Annotated in this window: 17 protein-coding genes; 9 read left to right on the forward strand and 8 right to left on the reverse strand. The window is 57.1% G+C overall.

What is annotated here, in order from left to right; genetic code table 11:
- Nucleotides 1–437 precede the first annotated feature (437 nt).
- From RTU33_RS16440 to hemC, 5 genes are all read right to left on the reverse strand, one after another.
- Nucleotides 438–1,643, reverse strand: coding sequence for an MFS transporter (locus RTU33_RS16440; RefSeq protein WP_312628773.1), 1,206 nt, complete (start codon nt 1,641–1,643; stop codon nt 438–440).
- A gap of 175 nt (nt 1,644–1,818) precedes the next feature.
- Nucleotides 1,819–3,015: a protoheme IX biogenesis protein HemY gene (gene hemY / locus RTU33_RS16445; RefSeq protein WP_312628774.1), complete on the reverse strand. Its 1,197-nt coding sequence runs from the start codon at nt 3,013–3,015 to the stop codon at nt 1,819–1,821.
- A 2-nt stretch (nt 3,016–3,017) separates the two neighbouring features.
- Nucleotides 3,018–4,208: a uroporphyrinogen-III C-methyltransferase gene (gene hemX, locus RTU33_RS16450; protein WP_312628775.1), complete on the reverse strand. Its 1,191-nt coding sequence runs from the start codon at nt 4,206–4,208 to the stop codon at nt 3,018–3,020.
- A 21-nt stretch (nt 4,209–4,229) separates the two neighbouring features.
- On the reverse strand, nt 4,230–4,970 hold the full coding sequence (gene hemD / locus RTU33_RS16455; RefSeq protein ID WP_312628776.1) for a uroporphyrinogen-III synthase: 741 nt from the start codon (nt 4,968–4,970) through the stop codon (nt 4,230–4,232).
- Nucleotides 4,967–5,908 (reverse strand): hydroxymethylbilane synthase, encoded by a 942-nt coding sequence (hemC, locus tag RTU33_RS16460; RefSeq protein ID WP_312628778.1) that lies wholly within the window; start codon nt 5,906–5,908, stop codon nt 4,967–4,969. Before hemC ends, hemD begins: the two co-directional genes overlap by 4 nt.
- A 336-nt stretch (nt 5,909–6,244) precedes the next feature.
- Between hemC and cyaA the strand changes: the two genes are divergently transcribed.
- On the forward strand, nt 6,245–8,791 hold the full coding sequence (cyaA, locus tag RTU33_RS16465) for a class I adenylate cyclase (protein ID WP_312628779.1): 2,547 nt from the start codon (nt 6,245–6,247) through the stop codon (nt 8,789–8,791).
- Between the two features lie 86 nt (nt 8,792–8,877).
- Here cyaA and cyaY read toward each other — a convergent pair whose 3' ends face one another.
- Nucleotides 8,878–9,198: an iron donor protein CyaY gene (cyaY, locus tag RTU33_RS16470; RefSeq protein WP_312628780.1), complete on the reverse strand. Its 321-nt coding sequence runs from the start codon at nt 9,196–9,198 to the stop codon at nt 8,878–8,880.
- 138 nt (nt 9,199–9,336) lie between these two features.
- Between cyaY and lptM the strand changes: the two genes are divergently transcribed.
- The 8 genes from lptM (at nt 9,337) to corA (ending at nt 16,313) form a co-directional block, all read left to right on the forward strand.
- A complete protein-coding gene (gene lptM / locus RTU33_RS16475; RefSeq protein WP_312628782.1) occupies nt 9,337–9,540 on the forward strand; it encodes an LPS translocon maturation chaperone LptM in 204 nt (67 codons plus the stop codon).
- Between the two features lie 36 nt (nt 9,541–9,576).
- Nucleotides 9,577–10,401 carry a diaminopimelate epimerase gene (gene dapF, locus RTU33_RS16480; protein ID WP_312628842.1) on the forward strand — a complete coding sequence of 275 codons (825 nt, stop codon included), beginning with the start codon at nt 9,577–9,579 and terminating at the stop codon, nt 10,399–10,401.
- Nucleotides 10,398–11,105 carry a DUF484 domain-containing protein gene (locus RTU33_RS16485; RefSeq protein WP_312628783.1) on the forward strand — a complete coding sequence of 236 codons (708 nt, stop codon included), beginning with the start codon at nt 10,398–10,400 and terminating at the stop codon, nt 11,103–11,105. Before dapF ends, RTU33_RS16485 begins: the two co-directional genes overlap by 4 nt.
- Nucleotides 11,102–12,004 (forward strand): tyrosine recombinase XerC, encoded by a 903-nt coding sequence (xerC, locus tag RTU33_RS16490; protein WP_312628784.1) that lies wholly within the window; start codon nt 11,102–11,104, stop codon nt 12,002–12,004. The genes RTU33_RS16485 and xerC overlap by 4 nt, the downstream gene beginning before the upstream one ends.
- On the forward strand, nt 12,004–12,720 hold the full coding sequence (gene yigB / locus RTU33_RS16495; protein ID WP_312628786.1) for a 5-amino-6-(5-phospho-D-ribitylamino)uracil phosphatase YigB: 717 nt from the start codon (nt 12,004–12,006) through the stop codon (nt 12,718–12,720). The genes xerC and yigB overlap by 1 nt, the downstream gene beginning before the upstream one ends.
- A 137-nt stretch (nt 12,721–12,857) precedes the next feature.
- Nucleotides 12,858–15,008, forward strand: a complete 2,151-nt coding sequence (gene uvrD, locus RTU33_RS16500; protein ID WP_312628788.1) for a DNA helicase II — start codon at nt 12,858–12,860, stop codon at nt 15,006–15,008.
- A gap of 148 nt (nt 15,009–15,156) precedes the next feature.
- Nucleotides 15,157–15,213, forward strand: a complete 57-nt coding sequence (gene ysgD / locus RTU33_RS21885) for a YsgD/CorL family protein (protein WP_366509402.1) — start codon at nt 15,157–15,159, stop codon at nt 15,211–15,213.
- Between the two features lie 149 nt (nt 15,214–15,362).
- Nucleotides 15,363–16,313: a magnesium/cobalt transporter CorA gene (gene corA / locus RTU33_RS16505; protein WP_312628790.1), complete on the forward strand. Its 951-nt coding sequence runs from the start codon at nt 15,363–15,365 to the stop codon at nt 16,311–16,313.
- Here the strand turns inward: corA and RTU33_RS16510 are convergent.
- Nucleotides 16,291–17,025 carry a PhnD/SsuA/transferrin family substrate-binding protein gene (locus RTU33_RS16510; RefSeq protein ID WP_312628792.1) on the reverse strand — a complete coding sequence of 245 codons (735 nt, stop codon included), beginning with the start codon at nt 17,023–17,025 and terminating at the stop codon, nt 16,291–16,293. The genes corA and RTU33_RS16510 overlap by 23 nt on opposite strands.
- Complete coding sequence (locus tag RTU33_RS16515) at nt 17,015–18,001, reverse strand: fatty acid desaturase (protein WP_312628794.1); 987 nt, start codon at nt 17,999–18,001, stop codon at nt 17,015–17,017. The genes RTU33_RS16510 and RTU33_RS16515 overlap by 11 nt, the downstream gene beginning before the upstream one ends.
- Nucleotides 18,002–18,006 lie beyond the last annotated feature (5 nt).

The raw sequence follows: 18,006 nt of genomic DNA on the forward strand, positions 1-18,006 counted from the left end.
ATTCTGAATTCAGCGATTCATTGCAGAAGAATAATTTTCCCCGCCCATCATTCTGTTCAGAAAAATATGTCTCCGGACGACGACATTTAATTCCCTGATTTTGAATTGAATCGTATTTTCTGTATTCTGGCGTCGCCATTCTGCGACATCTCCAATTGTCCTAAATAGCTTAACCCCCTGATATTCAGAGGTGCAAGAGTGGCACGACCTGTGCAATAATATGCGTGTAGATGCTCATTCCATCTCTTATGTTCGCGTTTACGCCTCATAAACCCAGGAATGACGCAGAGCCGTTTACGGTGCTTATCGTCCACCGACAGATGTCGCTTCGGCCTCATCAGACACCATGGACATAACGTTGAGTGAAGCACCTATTGTTGTCAATCAGACCTGTTTTAACGCCTGCCCTGATTTCAGAGCAGGCGTTTTTTTATGGGTTAATTTCGGTAGCGGAATAATATGCCGCTAACCAGAATTAGCGAGCAGAATGACACACACCAGAGCGTGTAAATCGCACCAATTTTTCCTGTTAGCAGAACGGTGACAGACGTTGCGCAAGTGGCGCTAATAGTCTGCCACCGCCAGGCTTTCGCACTGGCTCCCGAAACCTCCTGTTCATCAAATTGATACAGCACGTCGAATGTTCCCAGGGCAAAAACCACATTCGATGCCAGATGAGCGATAAAGATCGCCGCCAGCGCCGCGCCGGTGTAAGCGGACAGCGCAGGCATCAGCATGTAAGCCAGTAAAAACAGCGCCAGACACCCCAGCAGCAGGTAATTGCGCCGGGTGTACTCCGGCATCTTCCGACTGTTAAGCATCATTGGTCCGCAAAGCTGTCCGAGGCTACGGCTGAAAAGCAGCGGCAGTGCGAGCCCGGTGGTCTCTTCAGGCCGCATTTGCTGGGCCAGGGCGGGCAACAGCGCCATCGCAGGCGCGCCGACAGCCGCAAGTGAAGGTAACAGCAGCAGGCTCCGCTTTTGTATTGAGTTTAACCTGGCCCAGCGCAACGATGGCATGGTGGTGGGCTGCTGTACATCAGGCCTGATGACAATTCGCTGTGAGGCTAACCCCAGCAGCCACGCAGCAATGACAAAGCTCAGGGCATCGACCAGCAGCAATACCTGCGGGCTGACGCGGCCAAACAGTAATACGCCCATGCCAGTACCCAACAAAACCTGGGAAGCGAAAATCATATTTTCCATCGCCGTCGCCGCCGGAAGTTCTGCCTCACTTAACCCCCGCTTAAAGGTCACGGCGAGGGCAGGCCACGCCATTCCTCCTAACAGCGATTCCACGGACTGAACCGCCAGCAACAAAGGAATGTTGTGCAGATGGAGCCCCAGCCACGGCAGAATGAGCGCCAGCAAACCCAACAGCTCATAAATAAGGAGCAGGTGCAGCGGTGAAATAGTCCGGCAAAGCCTTTCGCCAGACAGGCTGCCAAGAAAGCCAGGTAGAGTGGCAAAAAGCCAGGCGAGGGTCAGCGTTGTGGGGGAGGCCTGCCAGCGTAGCAACTGGCCAAACACCACGACCTGAGTCAGGCCATTTCCCAGTGACGATAAAACAAAAGCATAAGCCAACAGGCGAAGCCAGGAATGGTTCCGCAATGCGCGCAGCAGCGCAAACAGCAGAGAATTCATGTGAGACGATCTCCAGCAAAACGTTATCCACGCGACAAAGCGCGAGAGTGAAAAACGGTCGGTGCTGAGAAATCGTTACATTGGGAAGCTCATTGAGAGAAAGCTGAGCGGAAACTCTGGCATGAGATCCGGAAAAAAGAAAGGGGCCAGAATGGCCCCTTGTCACAAAACTGATTCAGGAAGGTGGGTTGTTCTGTAGCGTCAGCAACAGTCCGTCGCGGCGCATGGTCGCGGCTTCTTCCGGCTGATGCAGGCGGTCGAGCGCATCGGCAAGCCAGGCGTAGTCAAATGCATCCGGGCGCTGTTTTAAGGCCGCGCGGAAGGCGATGGTCGCCTCCTGCCATTCGCCATGCTTCATCAGCGACTGGCCAAGCGTGCTCCACAGCAGCGGTCGATCGCCGACGCTTTTGATCTGCTGGCGCAGCACTTTTTCCAGCTGTTCCGGATTGTTGGTTTTCAGGCGCGGCACCGGCAGCAGCAGGCGATCGTCGTACTGGCGCTTCAGGCCGTCGATGATGATCTGTTGTGCGGTGTCATGATCGTCACACTCGATAAGGTGATCGGCCATGGCAACCTGCAACGCAACGTGCTGACGGGTTTTGCGGCTCTGGTTTTTCCACCATTCGCGCAGACCGTCGCTGCCCTGATCGGCGCGGGCCTGATCCATCAGGCCAATCCAGGCCTGCTGTTCCAGGGCATCACGATGCGCTTCATCGCCGACGTTGGCTTTTGCCATGGACGGAATAATGTCGAGCAACGAACTCCAGGCGCCGGTACGGATATAAGCCTGTTCGGCCAGGCGCAGCACTTCCGGATGGCGAGGAGAGAGCTCCAGAAGCCTGTCCACGCCGTGACGTGCCGCGTGATCCTCGTTGCGGGCCAGCTGGATGCGAACGCGGGTGATTTCGACCGGAATCAGATCGTTACCGGCGCTTTCCGCCGCACGCTCCAGATGCTGATTGGCACGCATTTCATCCCCGCGCTGCTGGGCGGCTTCTGCCGCAAGCAGGTAGTTCACCACCGGTTGTTCCGCGTGATCGGCATTTTTCGCCATCAGCTTCTCAACCTGCTGGTAGTCACCTTCTGCCAGCTTCAGCAGCGCCTGCTCGGTCTGTTTGCGGGCGCGACGACGCTTGCGGCCGACAAACCAGCCACGGGTGTGTGCCCCGGTGCGGAAAATACGGCGCAGCAGCCATTCGATGGCGAACAGCACCACCATGGTCAGGATCATAACGATCACCAGACCGGTGACGCTGGTTTCGATGTTGTAGTTGTCGGTCTGGATCAGGACATAGCCCTGATGTCCGGCGATGATTGGGCCAACCACGATCCCGGCGATCAACAGCGCAAAGAGTAAGAGTACTTTTAACATGCTTATTCTCCCTGCGGTGCGGCGGCGGCAGGCGCGGCTTCAGCCTGAGGCGTTGTGCCTGGTGCGACCGAAGGCTGAGCCAGCAAATTACGCACGCGAGTCTGCATCAGCTTTTCCAGAATCGCCTGACTTTGCAGCGTTTCCGGCACGTCCATATTGATGCTCTGCTGACTTAGCGCATCCAGCTCATCGAGGAAGGCTTTAGTGGTGGCGTCATCGGTATCGTAGTACGCGCGAACCCAGGTGGAGACGTTATCCAGCGCCTGTTTGTAGGTCTGCTCCTGATGACGTGGTACCGCCTGCGCGGCGACCAGCAGGCGTGAGCGAATGTTTTCGCGCAGATAAACGTCCTGATTCGGGGCTAACAGCGGAACCGCCGTTTCGTCACGACGACGAATGGTGATAAAGCTGTCCATAAAGTTCTGCCAGCTTTTTTGCAGGTTGACGCGCCACTCGCCGAGCGAGCTGGAAAGCTCACCGCTGTCAGAATCCATTGGGGAATCGTCGTCGGTGTTGTCCGCCAGACGCAGGTTATCAATCTGATTCGACAGCTGATTGACCTTTAAAATGATGCCATCGTAATCGACCTGCGCCACGCCGGAGAGGCTGGCGATGTCTTCGGTGATCGCGCGGCGGGCGTTAATCAGGCTCGGGTCGTTCATGTCCGCAAGGCTTGCGTCGGCGCTTTTCAGCAACGCAGCGGCGGTGGTGACGTCCTGATCGCTCCACAGCTTACGACCTGCCAGCTTAACGAGGAAATCAGCCTGTGCCAGCTGCCAGGTTTTAGCGTCGCTGCCGGAAATAGTGGCAACTTTCTGCTGTAGCTCATCAAGCTGTTTTGCCGTCGCGTCCTGCTGCTGTTTTGCGGCCGTCAGCTGGTCTGCCTGCTGCTTGATCACGTCTTCCAGCTCGGCTTTCTGGGACTCCTGCGCTTTCTGCAGGGCGGTGACCTGAGTCACCAGCGTGTCGTTGGTGGACGTCTGGCTGGTGTTTTGCTTTTTGACCAGGTTATACAGACCCGTGCCTGCAGTCAGGGCAATGGCGATAGCCACCACGCTTAGCACCAGCGGGGCTTTACTGCTGCCGTTTTTCTTTCCGGCGGTCTTCTTTTCAGCATTTTCTGGCTGTGGCGTCGTTTCCACGGCCTCCCTGGTCTCTTCAACCACGGCGGCGTTCTCTTTCTGTTCCGTCATTATGGCTTCCAATGTTGAGAGTTATTGTAAAGCACGCAGCAGCGCGTCGTTGTCGGCGCTATCGGCCACCCTGATATTCCGCCAGCCCAACTCCTGGGCCTGTTGTGCCAGACGCTCGCTCACCACAAGCACCTCGCAGAGTAACAACCAGCGCTCCCGATACCATTGGGGAATCAGCGACCAGAGCTGTTGCAGCATTTCCCCGCTGGTGACCACCAGTCGGTTTACACCGCGTGATTGCCAGCGCATGGCTTCTTCTGCCCCGTCATAGTGACGTGGGTTGCGTTGGTAACATTCACAAAACGTTACGGAGGCGCCTCGTTTTTGCAGCGTCTCGCCAAGCAGTTCTCGCCCGCCGTTGCCGCGCATAATCAGCGCTTTCTTGTCGGCAACGTTTTGTAATTCCGGTAATTGTAGCAAGACTTCGCTGATTTCCCGATCGCGCGGATAGCGAACGTCGATGCCACTGACTTTATGCAGCGCGAGGGCGGTGGTTCGCCCAATAGCAAAATAACCCGGCGCAGGCGGCCAGCCTTTCCCCTGTTGTTGCAGATGTGCATGGGCGAATTCGACCGCATGCTGCGAAAGGGCAAACAGCAAATCGCCATCGCCTAAAGCCGCAAGATGCCCGGAAAGCTTTGCCAGCTCGCGGCCGGGGGTAAATTCTATTAACGGGAAACTCCAGGCCTCTCGCCCCAGCGCGCGCAGGCGGCTGACCAGTTCTTCCCCCTGGGGAGACGGGCGAGTGACCAGAATGCTCATTCAGGGGCTTCTCCGTTATACACGTCGGCGAGGATCTCGCGGGCGCCGTTGTTCAGCAGCTCTTCCGCGAGCGAAATGCCAAGGGCTTCTGCCCGATCGGCAGGGCCGCGGCGCTCACCGCGAACCATCCGCGAGCCATCGGGCGCACCGACCAGCGCACGCAGCCAGATTTCACCGTGGCTTAATTCAGCATAGCTGCCAATCGGTACCTGACAGCCTCCTTCCAGGCGAGTATTCATCGCGCGTTCGGCACTAACGCGCACCGCGGTTTCCGCATGGTTCAGTGGGACAAGCAGTGTACGGGTGTTTTCGTCATCGAGACGGCATTCAATACCCACCGCGCCCTGACCGACGGCTGGAAGAGAGTGTTCCGGCGACAATGCCTGGCGAATTCTGTCTTCCAGGCCCAGTCGTTTCAGTCCGGCCACTGCCAGAATAATCGCATCATAATCGCCATTATCGAGCTTGCTTAACCGCGTGCCGACGTTGCCTCGCAATGAGCGGATAACCAGATCCGGACGTTGGGCGGCCAACTGACACTGTCGGCGTAAACTTGACGTGCCAACCACGCTGCCTGCCGGCAAGGCGTCGACAGAATCAAAGCGGTTTGAGACAAACGCATCGCGTGGATCTTCGCGTTCGCAGATCGTGGTCAGGCCCAGTCCCTGCGGGAATTCGACCGGGACATCCTTCATGGAGTGGACGGCAATATCGGCGCGGTTTTCAAGCAACGCAAGTTCCAGTTCTTTGACAAACAGCCCTTTACCGCCCACCTTCGCGAGGGGCGTATCAAGGATCACGTCACCGCGCGTCACCATCGGCACCAGTTCAACCGTGAGCCCTGGATGGCACGCCATCAGCCTGTCTTTCACATAATGTGCCTGCCAAAGTGCAAGAGGACTTTGGCGTGTGGCAATTCTTAAAACTTTGTCTAACATGCTTGTTACCGTCGTTATCGTCCGCCAGCCATCCTAACATTGTTGCTATAAGGATGTTAGTTTTCGAGTTTTTCTGAAAAAGCGAAATGAGGGCGTCGCTTGACGTGTCAAAGAATTTACAGCTGTTAATCAGTGCTAAACTGATGAGTAGCGCAACTTTCTTTACGGTCAAACGGCAAGGTGTTAAATTGATCACGTTTTAAACCGTTTGTTAGCCCGCACCAACACCATCATGGCGACAGACGGTAGCGGTTCTTGTTGAAATTCTAAAAGCCTTCGTATTCCAGGCCATGCACCGCCTTCGCAATACTCAGGTTTAACATCAGGCGATACGTCTTGTACCTCTATATTGAGACACTGAAACAGAGACTGGATGCCATCAATCAACTGCGCGTGGATCGCGCGCTTGCTGCCATGGGGCCGGCTTTCCAGCAGGTCTATAGTCTTCTGCCGACATTGCTTCATTACCATCATCCGCTGATGCCGGGTTACCTCGACGGTAACGTACCCAAAGGCATTTGCCTCTACACGCCTGATGAAACCCAACGCCACTACCTTGATGAGCTGGAGCTGCACCGCGGCATGCCGCGTCAGGACACCGCCAAAGGCGAGCTGCCGATTACCGGCGTTTACTCCATGGGCAGTACTTCTTCGGTCGGCCAGAGCTGTTCTTCCGATCTCGATATCTGGGTCTGTCATCAGGCCTGGCTGGATAACGAAGAGCGTCAGCTGCTACAGCGCAAATGCAGTCTGCTGGAGAGCTGGGCCGCCTCGCTCGGCGTAGAAGTCAGTTTCTTCCTGATAGACGAAAACCGCTTCCGCCATAACGAAAGCGGCAGCCTCGGCGGTGAAGACTGCGGTTCAACGCAGCACATTTTACTCCTCGATGAATTTTACCGTACCGCCGTGCGCCTCGCGGGCAAACGTATTCTGTGGAATATGGTGCCGTGCGAAGAAGAGGAGCATTACGACGAGTACGTGATGAAGCTTTACGCCCAGGGCGTACTGACGCCGAATGAATGGCTCGACCTTGGCGGATTGAGCACGCTCTCCGCGGAAGAGTACTTCGGCGCGAGCCTGTGGCAGCTGTATAAGAGCATCGACTCACCGTACAAAGCGGTGCTGAAAACTCTGCTGCTCGAAGCCTATTCCTGGGAGTACCCGAACAGCCGCCTGCTGGCGAAAGACATCAAGCAGCGTCTGCACGACGGCGAGATCGTCTCATTCGGTCTTGACCCGTACTGCATGATGCTGGAACGCGTCACGACTTATCTGCAGGCGATTGATGACACCACGCGTCTGGATCTGGTGCGCCGCTGTTTCTACCTGAAAGTGTGCGAAAAATTGAGCCGCGAGCGCGCCTGCGTGGGCTGGCGTCGTGAAGTTATCGGTCAACTGGTGAAAGAGTGGGGCTGGAGCGAAGAGCGATTGTCGATGCTCGACAACCGCGCCAACTGGAAGATTGACGAAGTGCGCGATGCGCACAACGAACTGCTCGACGCGATGATGCAGAGCTATCGCAATCTGATCCGCTTCGCGCGTCGCAACAACCTTAGCGTCTCCGCCAGCCCGCAGGATATCGGCGTGCTGACCCGTAAGCTGTACGCTGCATTCGAAGCGCTGCCGGGCAAAGTCACGCTGGTGAACCCGCAGATTTCTCCGGATCTCTCCGAGCCGAACCTGACCTTTATCCATGTGCCGCCGGGCCGTGCCAACCGCACAGGCTGGTACCTTTACAACCGTGCACCAAACATGGAATCGATCGTCAGCCATCAGCCGCTCGAATATAACCGTTATCTTAATAAGCTGGTGGCGTGGGCCTGGTTCAACGGCCTGCTGACTTCCCGCACCCGCCTGTTTATTAAGGGCAACGGCGTGGCCGACCTGGCTAAGCTTCAGGAAATGGTGGCCGACGTGTCGCATCACTTCCCGCTGCGATTGCCGGCACCGACGCCAAAAGCGCTCTACAGCCCGTGCGAAATCCGCCATCTGGCGATCATCGTTAATCTTGAATATGACCCGACGGCGGCGTTCCGCAATCAGGTCGTGCATTTTGATTTCCGTAAGCTTGACGTCTTCAGCTTCGGTGAAGAGCAAAACTGCCTCGTGGGCAGCGTCGATCTGCTGTACCGCAACTCGTGGAATGAGGTACGTACGCTGCACTTCAACGGCGAGCAGGCCATGATTGAGGCGCTGAAAACGATACTCGGCAAAATGCATCAGGATGCCGCACCGCCGGACAGCGTTGACGTATTCTGCTATAGCCAGCACCTGCGTGGGCTGATTCGTACCCGCGTGCAGCAGCTGGTTTCAGAATGTATTGAGCTGCGTCTTTCCAGCACGCGTCAGGAAACCGGGCGCTTCAAAGCGCTGCGCGTGGCAGGACAAACCTGGGGACTGTTCTTCGAGCGTCTCAACGTTTCAGTGCAGAAGCTGGAAAATGCCATCGAGTTTTACGGCGCGATTTCCCATAACAAACTGCACGGCTTGTCGGTACAGGTGGAAACCAATCAAGTGCAGCTGCCGCCGGTGGTGGATGGTTTTGCCAGCGAAGGGATCATTCAGTTCTTCTTTGAAGACACCAGCGATGACAACGGCTTTAACATCTATATTCTGGATGAGAGCAACCGGGCGGAGATTTACCATCACTGCGAAGGCAGTAAAGAAGAGCTGGTGCGCGATGTGAGTCGTTTCTACTCCTCGTCGCACGACCGCTTTACCTACGGCTCAAGCTTTATCAACTTCAACCTGCCGCAGTTCTATCAGATTGTGAAAGTGGACAACCGCGCTCAGGTCATTCCGTTCCGTACGCAGGCCATTGCTGCCGTTGCGCCAGCCAACCAGGATGCCGCGGCCCCGCTATTGCAGCAGTATTTCTCTTAAAAATTATGCCCGGTGGCGCTGCGCTTACCGGGTCTGGCATCATGGCCGTAGGCCGGGCTAACAACGTGCCGCCCGGCAATTCCGATTTAATTGAAACTCACGTCTTCACCGGCCTGCGCCGTTGCCGCCTGCTCCAGCAAATCCCAGAATGTCTCCCCGCTGCGATCGCAAATCCATTCGTCATCTTTCAGATCAAAGTGATAGCCACCTTGCCGGGTGGCAAGCCACACCTGATGCAGCGGTTCCTGACGGTTAATAATGATTTTGCTGCCGTTTTCAAAGCTTAGCGTCAGCACGCCGCCGTTGATCTCACAATCGATATCGCTGTCGCCGTCCCAGCTATCGAGGCTTTCTTCGATGGTCATCCACAGCTGGTCTGCAAGGCGATGAAATTCACTGTCGTTCATTGTTCTTTTCCGTTATCAGGTGATGGCGGCAGTATAACGCGAAACAATTCCCGTTGCAGTCCGGTGCTAAACGCTTGCTTTTACGTCTTCTCCTGCGATGATAGAAAGCAGAAAGCATCAACCACAGGCACTCTAAGCATGAACAACCTCTTTCGACCGCTGATCCTTTTGGCTGCGTTAACGACCCTTTCAGGGTGTGGCCTGAAGGGGCCGCTCTATTTCCCGCCGGCCGATAAAACGGCCGCGCCGCCGACGCAACCGGTCAATCCTGGTACCCAGAGCACCGAACCGACCCGTAACGATCGGGGTGATAACGGTGGCCCGACTCAGGTGAACTACTGATCCCTGAGCCCTATTTCTGCGTGGGTGGAATCAATGATGCAGTTCTCTAAAATGCACGGCCTGGGCAACGATTTCATGGTCGTCGATGCGGTAACGCAGAATGTATTCTTTTCTCCGGATCTGATCCGCCGTCTGGCCGATCGGCATCTGGGCGTGGGTTTTGATCAACTGCTGGTGGTTGAGCCGCCGTACGATCCCGACCTCGATTTTCATTACCGCATCTTCAATGCCGACGGCAGCGAAGTGTCCCAGTGCGGCAACGGTGCACGCTGCTTCGCACGCTTTGTGCGTATCAAAGGCCTGACCAATAAACGTGATATTCGCGTCAGTACCGCCAACGGGCGCATGGTATTAAGCGTAACGGATGACGACCTGGTGCGGGTGAATATGGGCGAGCCCAACTTTGAGCCTTCACAGGTGCCGTTCCGCGCCAACAAAGCGGAAAAGACCTATATTATGCGTGCTGCCGAGCAGACAGTATTGTGCGGCGTAGTCTCTATGGGCAACCCGCACTGCGTCATTCAGGTCGATAATGTCGATACCGCTGCGGTAGAAACATTAGGACCGGTTCTGGAAAGCCATGAGCGTTTTCCGGAGCGTGCCAATATCGGGTTTATGCAGGTGGTGAACCGCAATCACATCCGCTTGCGCGTTTATGAACGAGGCGCAGGGGAAACCCAGGCTTGCGGCAGCGGCGCATGTGCGGCGGTGGCGGTCGGGATTCTGCAAGACTTGCTGGCCGAAGAGGTACGCGTGGAATTGCCAGGCGGGCGTCTTGATATCGCCTGGAAAGGACCGGGTCAACCGTTGTATATGACTGGTCCGGCGGCACACGTCTACGACGGATTTATACATTTATGAAACAGCCAGGGGAAGAGCAACTGACGGAGCTGAACGCGCTGGATGACCGCGCGGTCGTCGACTATCTGCTGCAACATCCTGAATTTTTCATTCGTAACGCCCCGGTAGTGGAGCACATGCGTGTTCCACACCCGGTGCGCGGCACGGTATCACTGGTTGAATGGCACATGGCGCGCGCGCGAAATCACATTAACGCGCTGGAAGAAAACATGACGCTGTTGGTGGAGCAGGCGACGGCCAACGAAAGCCTGTTCTACCGTCTGCTGGAGCTGCAAACGCGTCTGGCGGCGGCCGAAAGCCTCGATGATATGCTCAACCGTTTTCACCGCTGGGCACGTGAGCTTGGCCTTGCGGGCGCCACCGTGCGGTTGTTCGCCGATCGCTGGCGCATTGGCGCTCCGTCAAAATTTACTCAGCTGGCGCTATCCCGCCAGGCGTTCGAACCGATTCGCATCCAGCGCCTCGGGCATGAGCGGCATTTCCTTGGCTCGCTGAACGGCCCGGAACTGCTGGTGATGATGCCGGAAGCGAAGGCGATTGGCTCCGTTGCCATGTCGATGCTCGGCAGCGACGGCGATCTTGGCGTGGTGCTGTTCAGCAGCCGCGACGCGCACCACTATCAGGCGGGCCAGGGCACGCATCTCTTGCAGGAAATCTCTCTGCTACTGCCCGGTTTGCTGGAACGCTGGGTCGAGCGCGTATGACGCCCGCAGCGCTGACGGAACCGACCACGCGCTTCCTGCGCTATCTCGGCGTCGAACGCCAGCTCAGCCCGATCACCTTACTCAACTATCAGCGCCAGCTTGATGCCATCATTGCACTGGCCGAAGAGATGCGGGTTACGAGCTGGCAGCAATGCGACGTGGCTATCGTTCGCAGTTTCGCTGTACGCAGCCGCCGTAAAGGCCTGAGCCCGGCCAGCCTCTCATTGCGTCTTTCTGCCCTGCGTAGCTTCTTTGACTGGCTGGTCAGCCAGGGCGAACTCCCGGCAAACCCGGCCAAAGCCGTTTCTGCACCGAAGGCCGCGCGCCATCTGCCGAAAAATATCGACGTCGACGACGTGAACCGTCTGCTGGATATTGATCTCAACGACCCACTGGCGGTACGCGACCGCGCGATGCTGGAAGTGATGTACGGCGCGGGCCTGCGTTTATCGGAGCTGGTTGGGCTGGATCTGAAGCATCTCGATCTGGAGTCCGGTGAAGTGTGGGTGATGGGCAAGGGCAGCAAAGAGCGCCGCCTGCCAATTGGCCGCAATGCGGTGCACTGGATCGAGCACTGGCTGGATTTACGCGGGCTGTTTGGCGCGGAAGAAGAGGCGCTGTTTTTGTCTAAGCTCGGCAAGCGCATCTCGGCGCGGAACGTGCAGAAGCGCTTCGCGGAGTGGGGCATCAAGCAAGGGCTGAACAGCCACGTGAATCCGCACAAATTGCGCCACTCCTTTGCCACGCACATGCTGGAATCCAGCGGCGATCTGCGCGGCGTGCAGGAGCTGCTCGGTCACGCTAATCTGTCGACCACCCAAATCTATACCCATCTTGATTTTCAACACCTTGCCTCGGTGTACGACAAAGCGCATCCACGCGCAAAACGGGGGAAATAATGCGTTTTTACCGTCCATTGGGCCAGATAGCTGCCCTGACGTTCGATCTTGACGACACGCTCTACGATAACCGCCAGGTGATTCGCCGCACGGAGAAAGAGTCGCTGGCATTCGTGCGTAGCTACCATCCCGCCCTTAGCGAGATTGAGAACAGCGATTTTCAGCAACTGCGCAATGCGCTGCGCCAGGCGGAGCCAGAAATTTACCACGACGTGACCGAATGGCGTCGCCGGGCGGTGGAGCAGGCGATGCTCAACGCCGGGCTTTCGGCCAGCGAAGCTGACGTGGGCGCCAACGCGGCGATGGCGAACTTCGCCAAATGGCGCAGCGCCATTGACGTGCCGCAGGAAACCCACGACGCGCTGGCGAAGCTCGCGGAAAAATGGCCGCTTGTAGCGATCACCAACGGCAACGCGCAGCCTGAACTGTTTGGCCTGAACGACTATTTTAAGTTTGTTCTGCGCGCGGGCCCGGATGGACGCTCAAAGCCGTTCAGCGATATGTACCATCTGGCGGCAGAGCGGCTGGATGTGCCGCTGTCGCAGATCTTACACGTCGGTGATGACCTGACAACGGACGTCGCCGGTGCTGTTCGCTGCGGGATGCAGGCCTGCTGGATCAATTTGCTCGACGGCGATCTGATGCAAATCCGCGACAGCCGCCTTCTGCCGCACATCGAAATTTCACGGTTGGCATCCCTCACCACGCTGATATAATCACCAGCAGTTCTGTATAAAATTCCAGGGTTTTGGCGGAGGCGCACAAGCTTATCCGCCCTACAATCGCGTAGGCCCGGTAAGCGAAGCGCCACCGGGCGTTCCGCTGTTTACCCTATTTCAACCCGGCGGTGCCAATGGACGTTTCTTACCTGCTCGACAGCCTTAATGACAAACAGCGCGAAGCCGTGGCGGCTAAACGCACTAACCTGCTGGTGCTGGCAGGGGCGGGCAGTGGTAAGACGCGCGTGCTGGTTCACCGTATCGCCTGGCTACAGAGCGTGGAGAACTGCTCGCCGTATTCGATCATGGCGGTGACGTTTACCAACAAAGCAGCGGCGGAAATGCGTCACCGTATCGCGCAGCTGATGGGCTCGTCACAGGGCGGCATGTGGGTGGGCACCTTCCACGGGCTGGCGCACCGCCTGCTGCGTGCGCACCATCTGGATGCCAGCCTGCCGCAGGATTTCCAGATCCTCGACAGCGAAGATCAGCTGCGTTTGCTGAAGCGCCTGATGAAGGCGATGAACCTTGATGAGAAGCAGTGGCCCGCACGGCAGGCAATGTGGTACATCAACGGCCAGAAAGATGAAGGCCTGCGTCCGCATCATATTCAGAGCTTCGGCAATCCGGTCGAACAGACCTGGCAGAGTATTTATAAGGCTTACCAGGAGGCGTGCGATCGCGCAGGGCTGGTAGATTTCGCCGAGCTGTTGCTGCGCGCGCACGAGCTGTGGCTCAATAAGCCGCATATCCTTCAGCACTACCGCGAACGCTTCACCAATATTCTCGTCGACGAATTCCAGGATACCAACAACATTCAGTACGCCTGGATCCGCATGCTGGCGGGCGACACCGGCAAGGTGATGATCGTCGGCGATGACGATCAGTCCATTTACGGCTGGCGCGGCGCGCAGGTGGAAAACATCCAGCGCTTCCTCAATGATTTCCCCGGTGCGGAAACTATTCGTCTTGAGCAGAACTACCGCTCAACCAGCAACATCCTTAGCGCTGCTAACGCCCTGATTGAAAACAACAACGGGCGACTGGGCAAAAAGCTGTGGACTGACGGCGTTGACGGTGAGCCCATTTCACTCTACTGCGCTTTCAACGAACTCGACGAAGCCCGCTTCGTGGTCAACCGCATCAAAACCTGGCAGGACAACGGCGGCGCGCTGGAACAGTGCGCCATTCTCTACCGCAGCAACGCCCAGTCGCGCGTGCTGGAAGAGGCACTGCTGCAGGTCAGCATGCCGTATCGCATCTACGGCGGTATGCGCTTCTTCGAACGTCAGGAAATCAAGGATGCGCTCGCCTACCTGCGCCTGATTGCCAACCGCAACGACGACGCCGCGTTTGAGCGCGTGGTCAACACGCCAACGCGCGGTATTGGCGATCGTACGCTCGACGTGGTGCGCCAGACTTCGCGCGATCGCCAGCTGACGCTGTGGCAGGCCTGCCGTGAGCTGCTGAAAGACAAGGCGCTTGCCGGGCGTGCAGCCAGCGCGTTACAGCGCTTTATGGAGCTTATCGAAGCGCTTTCCCAGGAAACGGCGGATATGCCGCTGCACGTGCAGACTGACCGCGTAATCAAAGATTCCGGCCTGTTCATGATGTACGAGCAGGAGAAGGGTGAAAAAGGCCAGACCCGTATTGAAAACTTAGAGGAACTGGTGACGGCGACGCGCCAGTTCAGCTACAACGATGAAGAAGAAGACCTGATGCCTCTGCAGGCGTTCCTGTCCCACGCGGCGCTGGAAGCGGGCGAAGGGCAGGCGGACACCTGGCAGGACGCGGTTCAGCTGATGACGCTGCACTCGGCGAAAGGGCTGGAGTTCCCGCAGGTGTTTATCGTTGGCATGGAAGAAGGCATGTTCCCGAGCCAGATGTCGCTGGATGAGGGCGGGCGCCTGGAAGAAGAGCGCCGTCTGGCCTACGTCGGCGTGACGCGCGCGATGCAGAAGCTGACGCTGACCTACGCAGAAACCCGCCGCCTTTACGGCAAAGAAGTGTATCACCGTCCGTCACGCTTTATCGGCGAGCTGCCGGAAGCCTGCGTCGAGGAAGTCCGCCTTCGCGCTACGGTGAGCCATCAGCGAATGGGCACACCGATGGCGGAAAACGACACCGGCTACAAGCTGGGCCAGCGCGTACGGCACCCGAAATTTGGCGAAGGCACTATCGTCAATCTGGAAGGCAGCGGTGAGCACAGCCGTTTGCAGGTGGCGTTTCAGGGGCAGGGGATCAAATGGCTGGTTGCCGCCTACGCCCGTCTCGAAAACGCGTAACTTTCAGAAATTCATCATAAATTTTCAACGTTCTGCTAATCTTACTGGCCAGAGGGGAGGAAAAACTCTCTGGCGTTTCGTTGCGTGTTGACGCTTCATTTAGGCTGGCGTAACATGCGCCCACGATTACGCTAAGAGGACTGATACCTTGGACACACCCAGTAGATGCTGGCTCAACTTCCTGCAATCCAGGAACAACTCCTAAGGCTATCACCCAACGCTGATGGCCTTAGAGGTTGTCAGCGACACGCGTTTTTCCCGTCGCACTGAGTCAGGCTTAATGGTCTGAAACCCCCATTGTTTCTGTGTGCCCAACGTACCGTCCGATCATTTTTTGCATTGGGAGTCCCGGTCATGCTGAGCGCATTTCAACTGGAAAACAATCGCTTAACGCGTCTTGAGTCCGATGACATCAAGCACCTCGCCACCTCGGTGTGGGTCGATTTGGTGGAGCCGGACGATGAAGAACGTAACCGCGTACAGACAGAGCTCGGTCAGAACCTGGCAACACGCCCTGAACTGGAAGACATCGAAGCGTCCGCTCGTTTCTTTGAAGACGAAGACGGTTTGCATATTCACTCCTTCTTCTTCTTTGAAGATGCGGACGATCACGCGGGGAACTCTACCGTGGCGTTCACCATTCGCGAAGGCCGTCTGTTCACCCTGCGCGAGCGCGAACTGCCCGCGTTTCGCCTGTATCGCATGCGTTCCCGCAACCAGGAGATGGTGGACGGCAACGCGTTTGAGCTGCTGCTCGATTTGTTCGAAACCAAAATCGAACAGCTGGCGGATGAAATCGAAAACATCTACAGCGATCTGGAAAAGCTGAGTCGGGTGATCATGGAAGGCCATCAGGGCGATGAGTACGATGAAGCGCTCTCCACCCTGGCGGAGCTGGAAGATATCGGCTGGAAGGTGCGTTTATGTCTGATGGATACCCAGCGAGCGCTGAACTTCCTGGTGCGCAAAGCGCGTTTACCGGCCGTTCAGCTGGAGCAGGCGCGTGAAATCCTGCGAGATATCGAATCTCTGCTGCCGCACAACGAATCCCTGTTCCAGAAGGTGAACTTCCTGATGCAGGCGGCGATGGGCTTTATCAACATTGAGCAGAACCGCATCATCAAGATCTTCTCGGTGGTCTCGGTGGTGTTCCTGCCGCCGACGCTTGTGGCTTCAAGCTACGGGATGAACTTTGAGTTTATGCCCGAGCTGCACTTCAGCTTCGGCTACCCGGCGGCGATTGTGGTGATGATCCTCGCGGGCCTCGCCCCGTACCTCTACTTCAAGCGTAAGAACTGGCTTTAAGTATTATATCGTAATCACGGCGGCTTGCAGCGCTGAAGCCGCCGATAAGCAACGGTTCCGCGATCGCCTTCTCTCCTGCCAGCTTGCCTAAAACTTCTCGCAGCGCTGCCAGCGTTTCTGCCGAGGTGTGCTTTGAGGTTATCAGCGGCAGGCCCGGCGTTAACGCCGTTTCACCGATCGCCTTCAGGCCAGTAAGCGCCTGCGGTATGTAATGTTCAAAAAGCGCCAGGCTGACGCAGTCGATAGCGGCAAGATCCGCAGTGCCGTTTTGCAGCAAAGCCAGCGAGTGGCGATGGCTGCCGCTCCAGACAATTGAGCGAAAATGCGCGTCGTCGTGACCGGTGCTGTTGCGCAGCGCATGATAGCCCGACTGTGAATCAGGTGAGTTTGCAGCAGCAATTCGCCCGCGAAAATCGGCCAGAGATTGCCCGGCATCTTCCCGCCTCGCCATCAGCGTGCTGCGGTAGTTTCCCGCTTCACAGCCCGGAGCCGTGTAGTGAAACTGCCCAACGACCTGAACGTCCGGCAGCAGCGTGACCAGCGGATAGCCGCAGGTCTGACTCAGCAGTAAATCGTCATCACGCCAGTGTGAAAGCAGATCGGCCGGACGCTGAAAGCGTGCGCCGGGAAAATAGCGCTGAACGGCTTTCGCCAGCGCATCGGTGGCGGCAGGCTGAATGTCGTACATCGGAAAGGCAATATTAGCGCTCATGCTGTTCTCCCCCGCCGCTTGCCGGATGAACGGTGACGTCCACTGGCCGGAACCGATAATTGCGCCACCATTCGCGATAGCCTTTTACCACGAAACCCTGATTGCGCGTGGCGTAGCGTGCTTTATCGCGCAGCCACACTTTACGCAGGCCGTACCACGGCACGCCGGGCAAATCGTGATGTACCGAATGATAGTTCAGATTGAGAAACAGCAGACGCCAGAGCAGCGAGGTTTCGGTGATGGCCGATCGGGCCAGCGGATCTTCCGCTGCACGGTGTTCCAGAAACGAGCGCACTTTGGTCACAGCCAGCGCCGGGTAGCTGACCGCCAGCAGATACCAGAGAACGGAAAACTCCTTTTGTGCCAGCCAGGCGCACATCAGCCCCAGCAGTGAGAAATGCACCAGCCACATCGCTATCGCGCGTCGCTCCCCTTGCCGGAAGGAGGTTGCCATGCCCGCCAGCACGCCAAAAATATCCAGCAGCGGGGCCAACAGCAGGCGGCCCGGAAAAGTGTTCCGCAGGTGAATAACACGCTGCTGCCACTCGCTGAACCGCTGCCAGCGTTCGGCAGAAAAGTAATAAGTTTCAGGATCTTCGCCCGGAACGGTTAACAGCTGATTGCGATGGTGGGCAAGATGAGAATCGCGATAGAGGCCAAAGGGATACCACACTGCCAGCGGCAAAAGGCCAAACAGCTGATTGACGCGCGGCCAGCGCGTTGGGTGCCCGTGAATCAGCTCGTGCTGGAAAGACATATACCAGGTGGTGAAGAAGATAAGCAGCGTGGTCGAGGCAAAAAGCCCCAGCGTGGCGTGATACGTAACCGTCGTAAACCAGCCGCCGTAAATCACGCCCATCAGCAGCCAGGTAGGCAGTTCGCTGCGCCACAGCCAGCCTCTGGCGAGGAGTCGCACGGTCTGCCGCTGTTCGTCATCAAGCCAGGCGGCGCGTTTATCAGTATTGGGGAGCTGCATCCGGC

The sequence above is a fragment of the Scandinavium sp. genome, from assembly GCF_032012665.1.
Taxonomy (GTDB): Bacteria; Pseudomonadota; Gammaproteobacteria; order Enterobacterales; family Enterobacteriaceae; genus Scandinavium.

Bases quoted from the DNA above. Each gene is read 5' to 3' on its own strand.
- RTU33_RS16440 (WP_312628773.1), bottom strand. From the start codon at position 1,643: ATGAATTCTCTGCTGTTTGCGCTGCTGCGCGCATTGCGGAACCATTCC.
- hemY (WP_312628774.1), bottom strand. From the start codon at position 3,015: ATGTTAAAAGTACTCTTACTCTTTGCGCTGTTGATCGCCGGGATCGTG.
- hemX (WP_312628775.1), bottom strand. From the start codon at position 4,208: ATGACGGAACAGAAAGAGAACGCCGCCGTGGTTGAAGAGACCAGGGAG.
- hemD (WP_312628776.1), bottom strand. From the start codon at position 4,970: ATGAGCATTCTGGTCACTCGCCCGTCTCCCCAGGGGGAAGAACTGGTC.
- hemC (WP_312628778.1), bottom strand. From the start codon at position 5,908: ATGTTAGACAAAGTTTTAAGAATTGCCACACGCCAAAGTCCTCTTGCA.
- cyaY (WP_312628780.1), bottom strand. From the start codon at position 9,198: ATGAACGACAGTGAATTTCATCGCCTTGCAGACCAGCTGTGGATGACC.
- lptM (WP_312628782.1), top strand. From the start codon at position 9,337: ATGAACAACCTCTTTCGACCGCTGATCCTTTTGGCTGCGTTAACGACC.
- dapF (WP_312628842.1), top strand. From the start codon at position 9,577: ATGCAGTTCTCTAAAATGCACGGCCTGGGCAACGATTTCATGGTCGTC.
- RTU33_RS16485 (WP_312628783.1), top strand. From the start codon at position 10,398: ATGAAACAGCCAGGGGAAGAGCAACTGACGGAGCTGAACGCGCTGGAT.
- xerC (WP_312628784.1), top strand. From the start codon at position 11,102: ATGACGCCCGCAGCGCTGACGGAACCGACCACGCGCTTCCTGCGCTAT.
- yigB (WP_312628786.1), top strand. From the start codon at position 12,004: ATGCGTTTTTACCGTCCATTGGGCCAGATAGCTGCCCTGACGTTCGAT.
- uvrD (WP_312628788.1), top strand. From the start codon at position 12,858: ATGGACGTTTCTTACCTGCTCGACAGCCTTAATGACAAACAGCGCGAA.
- corA (WP_312628790.1), top strand. From the start codon at position 15,363: ATGCTGAGCGCATTTCAACTGGAAAACAATCGCTTAACGCGTCTTGAG.
- RTU33_RS16510 (WP_312628792.1), bottom strand. From the start codon at position 17,025: ATGAGCGCTAATATTGCCTTTCCGATGTACGACATTCAGCCTGCCGCC.
- RTU33_RS16515 (WP_312628794.1), bottom strand. From the start codon at position 18,001: ATGCAGCTCCCCAATACTGATAAACGCGCCGCCTGGCTTGATGACGAA.